The following is a 16779-nucleotide window of genomic DNA, read 5'->3' on the forward strand; positions in this document are numbered from 1 at the left end:
TTAATTTTAGAAAAATAGAATGGTATCTAAAAATTCCACAACCTGCATAGGAGAGCTATAGCGATCCCCAAGCTTATAGAGTGCGGCTTGCGGCTGGCTTAACAAATTGGACAACAGCGATTGCAAATCATCCATAGAACTGATCGGCCATTGGTCTTGATAGCGTCGCTTCACTCTCTGAAGAAAATCAGCCACTTCAGGGATAGTTGCGGAAGTCGCCAGCGAGTCTAGCGTTGCACGGGTCATCCGGTCATTGCGCGCCAAATTCAGCACGGGCCAATCTTTTCAGCGGCTTACTGGATTCCAGCCTACGCGGGAATGACGGAAAGCGAAAGTCCTACTAATGAAAGGGTAGGGTTTTAACCATTGGGGCGGGTTGCTTCCGGCGGCAATACCGGTTTCATCCGAGCGCCGAGAGTCGTTTCGGGGCTTTGCGCACCCAGTCGGCGCTGATAAATAGCGGCGTATTCCATAACCCGCTGTACATAGGATCGAGTTTCGCGATAGGGGATGGTTTCCGCCCACACATCGGCGGGCACGGTGTCACGGGCCGGCAACCATTGCGCCACTTTGTTCGGGCCGGCGTTATAGGCTGCGGTGGCCAGCATCGGATTGTCCTGCAACCGCTCCAGAATCTGCCGCAGGTAGTGGACGCCATAACGAATGTTAATGTCAGGGCGCAATAGAGGAGGATTGTCGGCGGAGACATCCCGCAATTCCTGGGCAATCTGCCGACCCGTCGCGGGCATGATCTGCATCAACCCCAATGCCCCAACCGGCGAACGGGCATCAGGCCGGAAACTGCTTTCCTGCCGGATCACCGCATATACCCAAGCGGGATCGACCGTATCGGTGCGAGCGTTATTGATGACCCCCTCGCGATAGGCCAGCGGAAACCGCAACTCCAGATCGTCCCAATGCTCGGCGCGGGAGATAGTAGCAATGGCTTGCGGATGCCAGTCCCAGCGGTGTGCCAGCACTGCGGCTTGTTGCAACGCCGGACGGTCGAAACCCTGGGTGGCCTGCCGCCATTCCGCGTCGGCTTCCAGCTCCCGTCCGAGAATGTACAGCTCCCGCGCCCGCTGCAAACCCGGCGAACCGGTGAGCAACGCATCCAGTTCGGTCGCGGGAATCGTCAGCGGAGTGCTGGGAATGGCATAGGGCGTACTGAGCCGGTCGGCGGCCAGAAAACCGTGATAATCGCGCTGCTGGGCGATGCTCTGATAAATCGGTTTAGCCTCTTCCACGCGACCCAGTGCCTCCAGCGTCCGGCCCCGCCAGTATTGCCAGCGCGGACTGTCGCGTTCTTCCGCCGGCAGTTGATCCAGCCAGTACAACGCCGCCGGCCAGTCGCCCTGCCGCAAACAGATTCGTACCCGCCATTCCCGCACATCACGATCCACCATCGTATCCGGTACCGCCGCCAGCCGCGCTAATGCCGTCGGGTGATAGTCGCTGGCAATCCACAAGGCCAGCCATCGTTCCACCTCTACCAGTCGGGGGGCCAGTTGTGGGTCACGCTGCTTGAGGGTATCAAGCGCCGCTGCCGCTGCCAGCCCATCGCGCTTACCCCAGCGTTCCAAACCATCGCTGACAATCAACCCGGTGCGCGGATCGCTGAAATCAAAGCGCCCGTTTTCCAGCAATCGTGGCGGATCGTCGGCAATAACCAGCCAATGGTCGGCCAGCTTCCGGTCGGCAGCAGGCATCGCTTCACGCAAGGTTTTCGCCAGCCCCAAACTGTTGCGATCCATCGCCAGCGCGAACCGCTGCCAGAGCAATTCCGGTGTGATCCCCCCTTGACTGCGCCAAACGGTGATCACCGGATCGCAGGCGACCGGAAGCGCCGTACCGCGCAGCCAAAGAGTGGAGAAACCCAGCAGCGCCGATTCTTTCTGCCCGCTATTCAATAAGGCTTGCCGCCGCCAGCAGTCCAGTTCGGGATCGCGGCTGGGAACTGCGTCACGCCCATAATCGTCCCAGCGCCGGGCGGTGGCGAGCTGGCGCAGCCAAATGCCGCGCAAGCGTTCGGCCAAGGGTGAATCGGCGTAAGTTTGCAGAAACTCGCGGACTTCGGCAGCGGGTAATTCTGGCAAACGGCGGCTGAGTTCCTGATAGCGCAGGTAAGGATAAAGCGGATAGGTACGGAGTGAGGCGTAGTCTACCGAGACCCCGTTGCGCAGCGCTTGATCTGCATTCTGAAACGCCTCCCGCCACGCAGATAAGGATTCCGTCGCGCTTGCATCGCCGCCTATGCCAATGGTCAGCATGGCAACCAGTAACGGTATCCATCCACGACGCGGCAAGCGCCACCCGGAACCGCTGGGAGTTCCGGCTGGATTCAGATAAGAAGCGCCACGCCGGCTACGGCGCTGGTTCATGCCTTGATTACTTGTCGTTGCCCGCAAACAGAGGGCTAGCAGCGGCAGGCGTGACCGATCGGGCGGGCGGGTTAACCGTGACGGCAGGCCGGCTCATACCCGCGCTGCTGCTGCCGCTGATGACCCGATTGCCGTTGGGTGGTAGATAGGTGCGCGGTTGGGTGGTTGAAGCGGATTGAGCGGAAAGATTGGTCAGGCTGGCGGGGCGGTTGCCGGTGCGTGGAGTGATCACGACGACACCGGGACCGCGTGAGTAGAAATTACCCGCGTAATTTCCGCCCGCATCGCTGCTGCGATTCAGCGCCAGGGGACTACTGCCCGCGCTGGTGTTATACGCAGTGTTATACAGGCCACCCTGTCGGTATTGCTGGTAGTAGTTCAGCACCTTGACCACATAAGTCTGGGTTTCCTGATAGGGCGGAACCTGATTGCCGTACTTTTGCACTGCGCCCTCACCCGCGTTGTAGCCGGCTGCCGCCAGCCGGGGATCGTTGAACCGGTCCAGCAGCCAGCGTAGATAGCGGGCGCCGCCATGCATATTGGCAATCGGATCGTAGGGGTTGCCGACACCGAAGCGTTCGGCGGTGCCGGGCATCAGTTGCATCAGCCCCATGGCGCCTTTGGGAGACACCGCCCACGGGTTATAAGCTGATTCAGCGCTGATCACGGCGTGCATGAACGCCGGTTCCAGGCGGTACTGCGCCGCAATGCGGTTAATATCGGCAGTGAACCGCTGACGATTGCCTTCGTTGATCCGCGACAAGCGGGTGCGTCCAGTCGGCTGGGTATAATAATTGCGCGGCGTCATCGAAGCGCCGCCCGGCGCGTACAGATTGCTGGGGGCGAAGCTGGAGGCGGATTGGGCGGATTCCTTGCGGTAGGCCGGGGTGCGCATCACCAGTTTGTAGCGGGGATCATTAGGGACGTTGCTCAGATGCCGGACTCCGTTACCATCCACGAAAGCGTAGATGTCGGCCTGAACCGGCCCGGATAGCAGGGCCAGCGCTGCTGGAATCAGACCGGCTAATAATCGCCGCTTCATCAGCTTCTCCTTGATTTTATTGAAGGCTTATTCAGATTGATGAGGGTCGGCGACCGTCTGGTTTTCGCCGGAGAGTCAAGCGTCTGTCGGTCAACCTCGTTAAGATTAGCATAAACCGCCCAATCGCAACCGCCTCAGCGGCCTGATTGCCCCCCCTTCCGAATCCATGTGAATGAGGACACTGATGTTTAGAACCGCTGAATTGCAACGCAAGCTGCCCAAAGAGGATTACCACCAGCAGGTTCCGCAGTTGCGGCAGGAATTGTTGATGATGCAGATGGAACTGCGGGATGCTGGGTTTCCGGTCATCGTGGTGTTCGCCGGGGTCGACGGTGCCGGCAAGAGTGAAACAGTCAACAAACTGCACGAATGGATGGATTCGCGCTGGCTGATCACCCGGGCCTTTGGCGATCCCTCCGACGAGGAGCGCGACCGCCCGGAATACTGGCGATTCTGGCGGGAATTGCCGCCCAATGGTCGCATTGGGCTGTTTCTGAGTTCCTGGTATTCGCTGCCGATCCTCGATCAAGTGTACGGGCATACCAGCCTGGCCGAGTTTGACGAGCGGCTGGAGCGGATTAAGACCTTCGAGCAGACTTTAGCCAACGACGGTGCGTTGATCCTGAAGTTCTGGATGCACCTGTCGAAGGATGCGCAAAAAGAGCGGCTGCGCAAGCTGGAAAAGAGTCCACTGCTGCACTGGCAGATTTCCAAGCGCGACTGGCGGCACTGGGAAATGTACGACCAGTTCATTGCCGCCGCCGAACGCACCCTGATGAAGACCGGCACCGGGCTGGCGCCGTGGAAAATCGTCGAGGGCTACGACGAGCGTTATCGCAGCGTCACCGTAGCGACCACCCTCCGCGACGCGATTCGGTTTCGGCTGGATGAGGTCAAGGCGGGGCGGGGCGACGGTAATAGTGAAGCTACTGCCCACTCGTCAGTTCCGGCGGTAGACCCCAACGGATCAGCGCGGGTGACGGTGTTGTCGCATCTGGATATGAGCAAAACCCTGGCCAAGGACGACTATGACGCCAGTTTGAAACGGTATCAGGCTAAGCTGAATCAGTTGCAGCGCAGCGCCCGCGACCGCAAGGTTTCAACACTGCTGATGTTTGAGGGTTGGGACGCCGCCGGCAAAGGCGGCAGCATTCGGCGCATCACCAGTGCGCTGGATGCCCGCGACTATCAGGTAATCCAGATCGCCGCCCCCACTGACGAGGAAGCCGCCCACAATTATCTGTGGCGGTTCTGGCGACATTTGCCACGGGCCGGTCATGTCACCATCTATGATCGGAGTTGGTACGGGCGGGTGCTGGTGGAGCGAATTGAGGGCTTCGCCCGCACCCGCGAATGGCAGCGCGCCTATGCCGAGATCAACGATTTCGAGGCGCAGTTGGTCGAGAGCGGGATCGTGTTGCTGAAATTCTGGCTGCATATCACCCCGGAGGAGCAGTTGCGGCGGTTCCAGGAACGCGAGCAGATCGCGTACAAGGCGTGGAAGCTGACTGACGAAGATTGGCGCAACCGCGAGCGTTGGGCGAGCTACGAGCTGGCGGTGAACGATATGGTCGAACACACCAGCACCCGCCAGGCGCCGTGGACCCTGATTGAGGCGAACGATAAGCGCCATACCCGAATTGAAGTGCTGCGAACGCTGTGCGAGCGGATGGAAGCAGCGCTGGCTGGCGGGTCGAAATCCTCTTGAATTCACTAAAAACCATCCAAAGGTGCGGGGACCATGATCGAACAAGCTGAGAGTTCATTCCAAGGCGTTGCAGTGACCGAAGTAGCCGAAGTAGCCGAAGTAGCCGAAGTAGCCGAAGTGGCTGAAATGGCTGAAATGGCTGAAGTGACCGAAGTGGTTGAAGTGGCTAAAACGCGATCACGCCCTGGCCGCCACAAACACGATGATCAGCCGCTCGTGGCAGCGCCGGGCACGCCGGACGAACCGCCGCCAATCCTCAATCCCGATGCACCAGAATGGTATCTGAACCGCGAGTTGACCTGGCTGGCGTTCAATCAGCGGGTGCTGCATGAGGCGCAGGACGAGCGCACTCCGCTGTTGGAGCGGGTCAAGTTTTTGGCTATTGTCAGCTCCAATCTGGACGAGTTTTTCATGAAGCGCATTGGTGGCCTCAAGCAGCAAATCGGGGCACGGGTGCGGGAACTGACGGTAGACGGGCGCAGCCCCGAACAGCAGTTGAGCGAATGCCTGGTGGTGGTGCGCGACATTGTGGAGCAGCAGCGGCTGTTATCCTCCCATCTGCACCGGCTGTTGAAGGCGCAGGGCATCGTGCTGCGCAGCTACCAGCGGCTGGCGGAGCCGCAGCGTAAGCAAATGCGCGATTACTACCTGCGCAATATCTTCCCGCTGGTCACGCCGCAGACCATGGACCCGGCGCACCCGTTCCCGTTCCTGTCCAACCTGTCGCTCAATTTGTTGGTGACGGTGCGCTATGCCAACGATGAATCCAGCGGGCTGACACGAATCAAGGTGCCGGTAGGTTCGGGCATTCCGCGCTTTCTCAAGGTCGGCGACGAGGAGTTATACGTCCCGCTGGAGGAGGTGATCGCCCACAATCTCGATCTGCTGTTTCCGGGCATGGTGATCGAAGCCTGTGAATTGTTCCGCGTCACCCGCAACGCGATTGCCGAGCGCGACGAGGACCAGGCCGACGATATGCTGGTGATGATCGAGTCGGAACTGCGCGAACGTCGGTTCGCGCCCATTGTCCGGCTGGAAGTGGAAAAAAACATGGATCCGTACCACCGAGGGATGCTGGCCGCTGAACTGGGGTTGGAAGAGGCTACTGAGGTCTTCGAAGTCGACGGGATGATGGCGCTGCGCGATCTGTTTCAGGTTGTCGGCATCAACCGACCCGAACTGCACGATCCGTCACAACATCCGCTCGATCATCCCAAGCTGGGCGACAAAAAGCGCAACATCTTTCATATCATCCGCGATACTGGACCGATCCTGTTGCAGCATCCTTATGAGTCGTTTGCGACTTCGGTGGAGCGGTTTGTGCTGGAAGCCAGCGACGATCCGAAAGTGTTGGCGATCAAGATGACCTTGTATCGCACCTCGTCGGATTCCAAGATCATCGAGTATCTGATCGACGCCGCGCAGGACGGCAAGCAGGTGACGGTAGTGGTGGAATTGAAAGCGCGCTTCGACGAGGCGGCCAATATCCGCTGGGCCAACCGGCTGGAGGAAGCCGGCATCCATGTCACTTATGGCGTGGTGGGACTGAAAACTCACAGCAAGGTGATTCTGGTAGTGCGGCGCGATTTCAACGGCCTGCGCCGTTATGCCCATATCGGCACCGGCAACTATCACGCCGGCACTGCCCGCCTCTATTGCGATCTGGGTCTGCTGACCTGCGATCCGGCGATTGGCGAGGATTTGACCGAGCTGTTCAATTATCTGACCACCGGTTATGTCCCCAAGCGTAACTACCGGAAGTTGCTGCCGGCGCCCAAGGTGCTGAAACCGGCGCTGCTGGATAAGATCGAGCGCGAGATTAACCATGCCAAGGCAGCTAAGCCCGCACTGATTCAGTTCAAAATGAACGCGCTGGAAGACAAGGACATTACCGCAGCGCTGTATCGAGCTTCACAGGCTGGGGTCAAGGTGGATTTAATCGTGCGCGATACCTGCCGGCTGCGTCCGGGTATCGCGGGGCTGTCAGAGAGGGTGCGGGTGATCAGCATCGTCGGGCGGTTTTTGGAGCATACCCGGATTTATTATTTCCTCAATGGTGAGACCGAAGAGTATTTCATCGGCTCGGCGGATTGCATGAAGCGCAATCTGGAAAGCCGGGTTGAAGTGGTAACGCCGGTGGATCATCCAGAATTGAAGCAGGAGTTACGGCAGATTCTGGAAGTGCAGCTTAATGACCGACGCACTGCTTGGGACATGCAATCCGATGGCAGCTATGTGCAGCGAATGCCGGGCGAAAACGATGACCTGCGTGGCTCCCAGCAGATTCTGATCGAACTGGCGGAAAAGCGGCAAAAGGAAGCGCTACGCCTCAAGAAGCGTAAACCCAAGGGTATCGCCCGGCGGGCGGTGAATTGAGGAGCCGTTGTATATAAATCTTGGAAAACAGCGGATCGCAGCGCGGGCTATGCCCGCGTTCGCACCACATCTTCAGGTCGATCCGTATGAAGCGAAAGTCCTGAATACGAATCACGGATTTACTAGCATTTCGAGAGCGGCGATAGACTCGGCCCAAGCTTGAGGATGGTTGGCGCGCAACGTGCCAAAAGGCGGCATAGTCTGCCCGCTGCCGAAGAAACACCAATTCAGCAGGCCATGATCATCACCCTCCCATAACTCGGTTATTAGATCAGTGGCGGTCGGCGTGCCGGTGGCAAGGTATTGCTCAACCAGAGCAGAGAGGCGCATAAAAGTTTTTCGGTAACCAGACGCCAAGGCTTCCCGGCGATCCAGTTGAAGCACTTCAACGGTCTTTAGCCCTTTCGGCGACCAGTCGTTCACCTGCACATCAAACCGCGCCACCATGTTTCCAGTGATGGGATCAAAATCCAGATGCTGCCAAGGGTTTTCCACAGTCGGATTGACTAACAAGGGCTGGTCATCGTCGGAAAGAGGAAACCGACTTCCCTTGAAACGCCCGCATTCGGCACAGCACAGCAGCAGATTCGGCCATACAAACATCTTTTCGGGGTATGGCATCTTGGGCCAGAAATGTTCTATGTCCGTGCCATGCGAGTCCAAGCAGTACATGCAACGTTCACGCACCCCCATCATGCCTTTGAGAGTAGCAAGCACAACCTGTAACGGGTGAGTCTTGCGGGCGTTCCTCCATTCCCGTTCAATGTCCAGAGAACCACCAGTGCGCTTGCGATTGACCTCATTCTGCCTTTTCTTCAGCTTATTTTCGACATCTGCCTTCAGATGCGCCCGAATCACATGGCGCATCGACTACAACTCCTCTTCATCCGCAACGAAGATCTCCAACTGCTTATCCTTGTTAGCCTCTTCAGCAGTTAGTTTTCCTCCTGCCCTTTGTTTAGCTCGCAGCTTCGCCAGTTCCGCCCGTCCTTCCACCGCTCGGGGTGAGCGAGTGTTTTGCAGGCCGAAGGCGGAAGTTAGCAAGATGGTGTCGGGGCGCGAAGCGATAACCTTCCGGTATTCCTCGTCATTCAATTGCTGGGGAGGAATATCGCTGCCGGGTTCAGGTAGCACAAAAAGCCCTTTCTCGTCGGCGGCTTGGCAAATGATCGGGCTATGCGTGGTGACCAAAAACTGGATGTTGGGAAAATGCCGCTTGAGCCAAAAACCAATTTCCCGTTGCCATTCAGGATGCAGATGAGCATCGATTTCGTCGACCAGCACCACGCCGCTGCGCTTGATAAAAAACTTGCCGTCTGGACCCTGCTCAGTCAAGCCGTCCATACCATAGGCATTGATGAGGTGGCGCAGAATATCAGCTAGAAGAGCCAGCGCCGCACGGTAACCATCGCTCATCTCCCTCCAGGAAAGCTGCACACCATTCCGATCTTTTAGCCATAGCCCATCCGAATCGACACGATCCAGCGTGATCTGGTTGGGCATAAGTTCGTCCCTGAGGATGTTCAGGAGCAACGTCAATTGTTCACGCTCGGCAGCTTTGTTTTCCAACTCCTTGTGTTTCAGGTTTCGCAACCATTGATCCACTTCGGCCAACGATGCGGCCTCCTGAAACATGGTGACAAAACGCTCGGTGGAAGGCGCGACCATTTGCCGGGCCGCCTCCGGTGATGCTCCAAACACCCGGCGAAACGGGCCGTAGCCACAAGAAAACCATCCCTTTGCGTCGGTGGACCAGATGGTGCGGTCCGGGGTGGAATAGTTTTTCGGCTTCTTGACCGGTATTGCAGATTGGAGGGTAGTTTCCTTGCCACCGCTCTTCAGCGTGATCTTTGCCGGGAATGCTTTCCCTGGTTTTTTCCCAGAATCGGTAAGAGTATCGTCTTCTCCCTGACGAACAATCTCTAACTGGATCGACGCCTCGTCGTCCTCTGCTCCTTGGCGTATCCAACGGTGAAAGCTCGGCTGCAACGCCCGTGCGGTGTCCTTTCCGGTCAGCCCGACTGCAATAGCCTTGAGTAAAGTGCTCTTGCCAGAACCGTTGTCGCCTGTGAATACCGTCCAGCCGGCGTAACCGCCGTCAGGTCGCACAAAATCGAATTGCAGATCTGAAAAACCACGGATGTTTTTCAGTATTACTTTACCAATGTACATATGGCACTCCCTTTAATGTGCCTTATCATAGTTGCCACCTACCCCAATTTTTGTTGCCTCGTAAACCGTCACCGATTCACGCCACGCCGTTCTCTACCGCTTCAAGGGCAAACATGAAGCGGACCATTTCTTCCAGTTTGAGGCGGGAAGGCCCACTCAAGCTGTTGCCGTAGTGCAAGTCGTGATGCTGGCAGTAGTCTGCGGCCAGTTTATAGCCATGGGACGGTGAAGCATGATGCCGCAAGTAAAGGGCCAGCCCCTCCTCCACCAGCAGCAGATCCCAATGACGAATAATACGAACCGTTGCCCAGTTCCGGTTCTGGTATTCGCTCTGAAACCTTTGGAGCCGCTTGTATAAATCTTCTGCCGCAAATCGGCTGGGACCGGGCGCGCCTATTTCATACGCTGCTAACAAAGCGTGGGCTTCGTCGAACAATTTCCCGGCAGTTTCGGTCGCCTCCCTTTTGCGCGAGGCAGCGCAGGCTGCCATCCACAGGCCAAAGGCAGGCAACCGCCCCGGCGGCTCCAACCATTTTTTCAACACGGTCAGCCGCGTCAGCTTGGCGTTTCCTTTGGCGTCGATTTCATTGATGATCTTGATGATCTTTTCTGGAACTGAGGTGCGCATACCGGCTACAGCTCCACCATTCAAGCCAGTTGGGCCACGCGCCAGACGCAGGTAGCGATATTGGCCAGCGCCCGCTGCCTGGCCTCGATGCGCGAGGGTGTCCAGTCTTCATTTTCTTCGGCCACCTTGTGGGTCAGCGAGAACGTGCTGACTGCGTAGGCGGCTTTCTTGGCAGTGTAATCGGCGTTGCCGACCTCACGATTACGTCCGGTTTCCATCAGCGCCATATTGCCGAGTCGGTACACGAAAGCATCCAGTTCCTCATCGGTGAACGTTTCCCACCCGGCCACGGGGTTTTGCGGCAGGATGTGCTCCAGATTGTAGCTGGCGCTCTCAAACTCAAAATCCTGGCCAGAGGCTTGTTTCTCCAGCGCACAGAGAATGTAGCGCACGATTTTCTTGTTGCGGCTGGCGGTGGTCTTGATAAATTTGTCGGCAAAAGCAGCACGGAAGGCTTCATCCGCCGGGTAAATGCTTTTCAGCGCATCCAGCACGCTGGCCGATGTCGTGAGCGTGCCGTTGGCGATACGCTGCGCCACGCTGTGATAAACCCGCTCTTGGTCGCCGGTATGCAGACCGCCGATCACGTTGTAGCGGAAGGAAATCATCACGCAGGCGCGCAGCAGGATTTCAAATTCGGGGTCCGTCAGACGGCGCTTGGCAGCCATCAGCAAAGGAAAGGGCTGCCGCACGCTGAACATCCGCAATTTGCTGGCATGGTCGCGCCACGCCGGGGGCCACTGCGAACCCTCCGGGCTGGTCAGGGCAAGGTACAGGTCCACATCCTCATCCATGCCGCGCAACAACTCAAACACCTGCTCGCGCGTGTCCACCTGGCCGCGAATGACCTTGAACAACTCGGACTGGCGCACGAAAGCATTGCGGCTATTCCAGTGCATCCGCAGGAAATCCGGGAGGCTTTCGCTGCCCAGTCGCCCCACCATGTTTTCCCAACGATCTTCCAGGTTCTTGAGTTCATGCTCGTGTTCCCGCTGCCGGTGCAGCACCGAAAACAGGTAGTTCTTCAGCAAATCGGTGGCGGAAAGACGGACGCCACGGGCGTTAAGGGTCTCGAACACCTTGTAGGCATTCAGTTCGTCGGTCACGGTAATGACGGTAAAGAAAAGCCGGTCGCTCATACTCTCGATGAGTTGGGCGATGATCCTGCCGACATCCTCTGATGGGTTGGCTTTGACGTAGTCGCGAACGTGCCGGTCGAACCATTCGAAGGCTTTGCGCAGACTATGTTCCGAGGCGCGGATTCTGCGCTGTGGCAGGTGCTCGGCCAAAGGGACGAGATAGGTCTGGTAGTAGTTGTCGTTATTCCGATTCAGAGTGAGCTTAGACCGAGGCACCAAAGTGACGGGATCGAGGTAGCCGATATAGGTTTGGCGAAGCTGGTTAAAACGCTGTTGGGTGCGATCAGGATCTTTATCTTCATCGATCAAGCGTTGCAGGTTCTTGAGCGCCGCCAGCACGATGATACTGAGGGTGGTTAACCGCTGCTGGCCGTCGATAACGTCGAAAACCCGGTCATCCGCCGATTGCAGAACCAGGTAGCCCATGTAGTGCGCCGGTTCTCCGCCTACCGCGATAGTGCCGAGAATGTCCTGCCAGAGATCGTCCCATTCGTCTTCTCCCCAACTGTAATCGCGCTGGAAGCGGGGAATACGATAGGTCAGGCCGTTGCCCAGTAATTTTCTGAGGGTGTCATTCTTGGTGTTGAAGTTGGTCGCGGACATAAAGTTTTTCCTCCAGCGCAGGGGTCATTGTGATAGTCGGTGAGGCCCAGGGAACAGCCATGATCCGTCGCGCCACTTTGCTCAATGCGCCTCATCCCAATTAGCGCCCACGCCAATATCCACCTCCAGCGGCGTCCGCAATTCCGCCGCCGCAATCATCGCCGCCCGAATCCGCTCACCGGCTTCAGCGACCGACTCGCCAGCGACCTCAAACACCAGTTCATCATGCACCTGCATGATCATTCGCGCCGGGAAGGTGGATTGTTGCAGCCAGCGATCCACCGCCAGCATTGCCCGCTTGATGATGTCAGCGGCGGTGCCCTGCATCGGCGCGTTGATGGCGGCGCGTTCGGCGGCTTGCCGAAGCTGCGGGTTGCGAACGCGGATGTCGGGTAAATACAGCCGACGGCCAAACACCGTCTCGACGTAGCCCACCGCAGCAGCCTGACGCCGAGTGTCGTCCATATACGCCTTGACCCCCGGATAACGGGCAAAATAGCGGTTCACATAATCCTGGGCCGCGCCGCGTTCGATGCCGAGTTGCCGGGCCAGCCCAAACGCGGACATGCCATAAATCAGCCCAAAGTTAATCGCCTTGGCGCTGCGCCGCTGATCGGAACTCACCGCCTCCAGCGCCACGCCGAACACCTCGGCGGCGGTGGCGCGATGCACGTCGACGCCAGCGGCGAAAGCCCGCAACAAACCTTCATCGCCGGACAAATGGGCCATGATTCGCAGCTCAATCTGTGAATAATCCGCTGCCAGCATCATCCAACCGGGTTCCGGCACGAAGGCTTGGCGGATGCGCCGGCCTTCCAGGGTGCGGATCGGGATGTTTTGCAAATTGGGATCGGAGGACGACAGCCGCCCGGTGCTGGCGACGGCCTGATGGTAGGAGGTGTGAACCCGGCCGGTGTGGGGATGAATCTGGCCGGGCAGTCGGTCGGTGTAAGTGGACTTCAGCTTGCTCAATGTGCGGTGTTCCAGAATCAGCCGTGGCAGCGGATAGTCCAGCGCCAGTTCCTGCAACACCTCTTCGGCGGTGGAGATTTGGCCGGTTGCGGTCTTTTTACCGGTCGGCAGTCCCATCCGCTCGAACAGGATCATCTGCAATTGCTTGGGTGAACCAAGATTGAAGCTCTCGCCAGCCAGCGCATACGCCTGTTGTTCCAACGCCCACAACCGTTGCGCCAATTCACCGCTTTGCTGGCGCAACGCCGCCGCGTTGACGCGCACTCCGATCCGCTCCATCCGCAGCAACACCGGAATCAGCGGGATTTCCAGCGCTTCATACAGATGTCGCAAGCCGGGTTCCTGTTCCAGTCGCGGCCACAGACAACGATGCAGGCGCAAGGTCACGTCGGCATCTTCGGCAGCGTAGGGGCCGGCCTGTTCCAGCGCGACCTGATTGAAGCTCAATTGCTTCGCGCCCTTGCCGGCCACATCCTCGAAGTGAATAGTGCGCAACCCCAGATGCCGTTCCGCCAGCGAGTCCAGATCATGCCAGGCGGTGGAATCCAGCACATAAGATTCCAGCAGGGTGTCGTGGCGGATACCGCGCAGCGCGATACCGTGATTGGCGAGCACGTGCGCATCGTATTTGAGATGCTGGCCCAGCTTTGGTCGCTCCGCATCTTCCAGCAACGGGCGCAACTGCTCTAACACCCACTCCCGATTCAACTGATCCGGCGCGCCGGGATAATCATGCGCCAATGGCACGTAAGCGGCTTCACCCGGATGCACCGCGAACGACACGCCGACGATGCGGGCGTTGAGATAACTCAGGCTGGTGGTTTCGGTATCGAACGCGAACAGCTCCGCTGTTTGCAACCGCTCCAGCCAAGCGTCGAATGCAGCCTGATCCAGCACCAGTTGGTAATTCGCTGGATCGGCGGTTTCCGGTTCAACGAGATCAACGTGCGGTGCAGGCACGGTATTCGCCACGGTCTCCGTCGCCAGTTCGCGCCGCCAGGAGCGGAATTCATAGCGTTCATACAGTGCCCGCAGCGCGGCGACATCCGGCGGCGCGGGCTGCAACTCCTCAAATGCCAGCGGCAGCGCGACGTTGCAATCCAAAGTCGCCAGTTGCCGGGACAGCGGCAATTGTTCCAATCCCGCCCGCAATTTGTCGCCGATCTTGCCGGAAATGGCGGCAGCGTTGGCGATCAGCGCGTCCAGCGAGCCGTATTTGCATAGCCACTTGGCGGCGGTCACTGGCCCGACCCCGTTCACACCAGGGATGTTGTCGGAACTGTCGCCGACCAGCGCTAGGTAATCCACGATCAGCGCCGGCGGCACTCCGAACTTCTGCTTTACTCCGGCTACATCGGTGACCACATTCTTCATGGTGTCCAGCATTCGCACCTGCTCATCGACCAGTTGCGCTAAATCCTTATCGCCGCTGACGATCAATACGGGCAGACCCCGCGCTGTCGCCTGGTGGGTCAGGGTGCCGATCACGTCATCGGCTTCGACTCCTGAGATTTGCAACAGCGGCAATCCCAAGGCACGGATGCAGGCGTATAGCGGTTCGATCTGCGCGATCAGCAGCGGGTCCAGCGGTGGGCGATGCGCCTTGTAATCGGCGAATTGCTCATGGCGAAAGGTTTTGCCGGGCGCGTCGAAGATCACTGCCAAGTAGTTGGGTTGATAATCAGCCAACAGCCGACGCAGCATGTTCAACACGCCGTAAAGTGCGCCGGTGGGTTCACCGGATTTTGTACTCAATGCTGGCAACGCATTAAATGCCCGGTGCAGCCAGGAAGAACCGTCAATCAGCAGTATGGATTTGGGTAGTGTCATTAAATTGGTCCTTCGAGTATTATTGTGAAACTAGGCAAAAACGATCGGTATTTGTTGCTTAAAGTTGACAAAATTGCGAGAATAGCAATCCATGCGTTTCACTGTTTTGATGGAGTTACTAATACCTTTAATAATACTGCTCGTGAATCGATGCGTGAAATAGTTTAATACATACTCTTCCCAGTTATTGATCATATATAGGAATTGATTAAGATGCTTATTTTCTATTATTTTGTTCTTCGAGAATTCTTGTAGAGTCGAATGTGGATACCTGAGTAAGCTACCAATGGAAAATGATATAGAAAGGGCAAAGTTATCTCCTGTATCGCTATGAGAAAGTTGATTCATATCGCCTTTGCTTTCTTGAAACCCAGTCAACCGTTCGACCCCAACTTCGCTGTTGTACAGTGAGCCGTCAAGACGGTATCTTCTTCAAACAGTGAAGGTTATGCTGCGGAGTGAACAACGGAGGTAATAGCATCATGCGGATTCTATACCTGCTGATTCCGATGGCCTTGGGAGTTGTGGGCATGGCGTTATGGGCGTTTCTGTGGGCCGTTCGGAACGGACAATTCGATGATCTGGAAGGTCCGGCCCATCGAATCCTGATGGATGACGACGATCCGTGCATTCCGCGCTACCGTGCGGGGCGCAAAGATGATAAATCCTTGGATGAATGAGAGAAAGCGTTTAGTATTTCCATGAGTAGTTCCCGGTCTCTTTTTTTAGCAAGATGGTTCTAAAGGTATTTTTTCGATATGTAACATGGATTACACGAAAAAATCCTTATAAATCAAGATACCGGGAACTGCCGCATTCCCACTATAAGTCACTAAGGATAATTTCCATGTTTACCTTCCAGAACTTCCCGCTGATCATCATCTTCATCCTGATTGCCGCCGCGTGGCTGAGCTTCCTCTCGGTCGTGCCTTGGGGCAATCTGTTCTAAATCCAGCTTCAATATCTACGACAGCCGTCTTTCTCCGTGAGGGGGAAGGCGGTTTTTGTTGCGACTCAATTCTAATGGAGTGAATCAGGTTTCTGAAAGGATACTCGTGTATCCATGGTTACCCTATTGCGAAAAAGGTCGTCCTGAAATCCAAATGAAATAAGGAAGTGTAAAGTGAGCGCCATGCACATCGATCCTGATTTTCTGATCAAATTGATCGGGTTGTCGAACGTATTAGAGCAGCAGATTAACCTCGATCACGGCTTACGGGAATTGGCGACCATGACAGCGCATCTGCTTCAGGTCAACAACTGCTCTATTATGTTGATCCAGGAGGACGAGGAAGTAGCCGCGCCGGTATTACGGGTTTACGCCTATTACGGTGATCTCCCGGCGGTCGCGCAACAGGAGTCGGTGCGACTTCATCAGGGCATTGCCGGGCGTGTCGCCTCCAGCGGTCAGCCACTGCTGGTTGAAGATGTGACTCACTCCGAATTCGCGGCGGTGGCCCGTCGTAGCGACACGGCCAACCCCAGCCTGATCGCGGTGCCCATCTGGCTCAGCAACCGGGTTATCGGCGTGATAAACGTGAATAATCCCAGCGACAACCGCTGTTTCCGCCAAACCGACCTCAACCTGTTGCAGGTATTTGCCCGGTTCGTGGGTAAATCCATTCATGTGGTGCAGTTGCAAAACCTGCTCAATTCCCGTTTCCTGCAACACGCCATAGCCGTGGATTCCCGATCCAGCGGGGCTGCTTCTCCTCCCGCGATCAACCCCGATCCGGCCAAGCTGGCCAAGATCGTAGCCAAGACCGTCTACCGTGAACTCACTGACGCCGGTTTTAGTCCACCGGATATTCTGCGCACCGCCACCGAAGTCATTCATCTGTTTAACCAGAGCCTCGAAAAACACAAACGCCGGGCGGAGCGGGAGGAATCGCGCTGAAAACACGATCACGACCCGATTTTTCTCCCCC

General features: G+C 57.1%; 13 protein-coding genes. 4 read left to right on the forward strand and 9 right to left on the reverse strand.

Features of this window, described 5'->3' with window-relative positions:
• Window positions 1-6: 6 nt before the first annotated feature.
• The 3 genes from BN874_RS06400 to BN874_RS23360 all read right to left on the reverse strand — a co-directional run bounded on the left by BN874_RS06400 (window position 7) and on the right by BN874_RS23360 (window position 3423).
• Window positions 7-273 carry a hypothetical protein gene (locus BN874_RS06400; RefSeq protein ID WP_034431596.1) on the reverse strand — a complete coding sequence of 89 codons (267 nt, stop codon included), beginning with the start codon at window positions 271-273 and terminating at the stop codon, window positions 7-9.
• A gap of 86 nt (window positions 274-359) precedes the next feature.
• Entirely contained in the window at window positions 360-2381 is a 2022-nt protein-coding gene (locus BN874_RS06405) for a transglycosylase SLT domain-containing protein (protein WP_081756192.1), read from the reverse strand.
• A 7-nt stretch (window positions 2382-2388) separates the two neighbouring features.
• Window positions 2389-3423 (reverse strand): lytic transglycosylase domain-containing protein, encoded by a 1035-nt coding sequence (locus tag BN874_RS23360; protein ID WP_081756193.1) that lies wholly within the window; start codon window positions 3421-3423, stop codon window positions 2389-2391.
• Window positions 3424-3607: 184 nt separating this feature from the next.
• Between BN874_RS23360 and pap the strand changes: the two genes are divergently transcribed.
• Window positions 3608-5131: a polyphosphate:AMP phosphotransferase gene (gene pap / locus BN874_RS06415; protein ID WP_034431597.1), complete on the forward strand. Its 1524-nt coding sequence runs from the start codon at window positions 3608-3610 to the stop codon at window positions 5129-5131.
• A 33-nt stretch (window positions 5132-5164) separates the two neighbouring features.
• The gene (gene ppk1, locus BN874_RS06420) at window positions 5165-7507 is read left to right on the forward strand and encodes a polyphosphate kinase 1 (protein WP_230314351.1); all 2343 of its coding nucleotides are present in this window, start codon (window positions 5165-5167) and stop codon (window positions 7505-7507) included.
• A 111-nt stretch (window positions 7508-7618) separates the two neighbouring features.
• On the opposite strand, the gene BN874_RS22280 is transcribed toward ppk1, so the two are convergent.
• The 6 genes from BN874_RS22280 to BN874_RS26375 all read right to left on the reverse strand — a co-directional run bounded on the left by BN874_RS22280 (window position 7619) and on the right by BN874_RS26375 (window position 15199).
• Window positions 7619-8374: an HNH endonuclease family protein gene (locus BN874_RS22280; RefSeq protein ID WP_051497504.1), complete on the reverse strand. Its 756-nt coding sequence runs from the start codon at window positions 8372-8374 to the stop codon at window positions 7619-7621.
• 3 nt (window positions 8375-8377) lie between these two features.
• Complete coding sequence (locus tag BN874_RS06430) at window positions 8378-9679, reverse strand: AAA family ATPase (RefSeq protein WP_034431598.1); 1302 nt, start codon at window positions 9677-9679, stop codon at window positions 8378-8380.
• Window positions 9680-9755: 76 nt separating this feature from the next.
• The gene (locus BN874_RS06435; RefSeq protein WP_034431599.1) at window positions 9756-10307 is read right to left on the reverse strand and encodes a hypothetical protein; all 552 of its coding nucleotides are present in this window, start codon (window positions 10305-10307) and stop codon (window positions 9756-9758) included.
• A gap of 20 nt (window positions 10308-10327) precedes the next feature.
• Entirely contained in the window at window positions 10328-12049 is a 1722-nt protein-coding gene (locus BN874_RS06440; RefSeq protein WP_034431600.1) for a DUF262 domain-containing protein, read from the reverse strand.
• An 81-nt stretch (window positions 12050-12130) separates the two neighbouring features.
• Window positions 12131-14851: a DNA polymerase I gene (gene polA, locus BN874_RS06445; protein WP_034431601.1), complete on the reverse strand. Its 2721-nt coding sequence runs from the start codon at window positions 14849-14851 to the stop codon at window positions 12131-12133.
• 30 nt (window positions 14852-14881) lie between these two features.
• A complete protein-coding gene (locus BN874_RS26375) occupies window positions 14882-15199 on the reverse strand; it encodes a transposase (RefSeq protein ID WP_154724772.1) in 318 nt (105 codons plus the stop codon).
• Window positions 15200-15333: 134 nt separating this feature from the next.
• Between BN874_RS26375 and ccoS the strand changes: the two genes are divergently transcribed.
• Both ccoS and BN874_RS06455 read left to right on the forward strand, forming a co-directional pair.
• Window positions 15334-15531 (forward strand): cbb3-type cytochrome oxidase assembly protein CcoS, encoded by a 198-nt coding sequence (gene ccoS, locus BN874_RS06450; protein ID WP_034431602.1) that lies wholly within the window; start codon window positions 15334-15336, stop codon window positions 15529-15531.
• Between the two features lie 452 nt (window positions 15532-15983).
• Window positions 15984-16748, forward strand: a complete 765-nt coding sequence (locus BN874_RS06455) for a GAF domain-containing protein (protein WP_034431603.1) — start codon at window positions 15984-15986, stop codon at window positions 16746-16748.
• Window positions 16749-16779: the final 31 nt, after the last annotated feature.

It is taken from the genome of Candidatus Contendobacter odensis Run_B_J11, from assembly GCF_000531125.1.
Lineage (GTDB): Bacteria > Pseudomonadota > Gammaproteobacteria > Competibacterales > Competibacteraceae > Contendibacter > Contendibacter odensensis.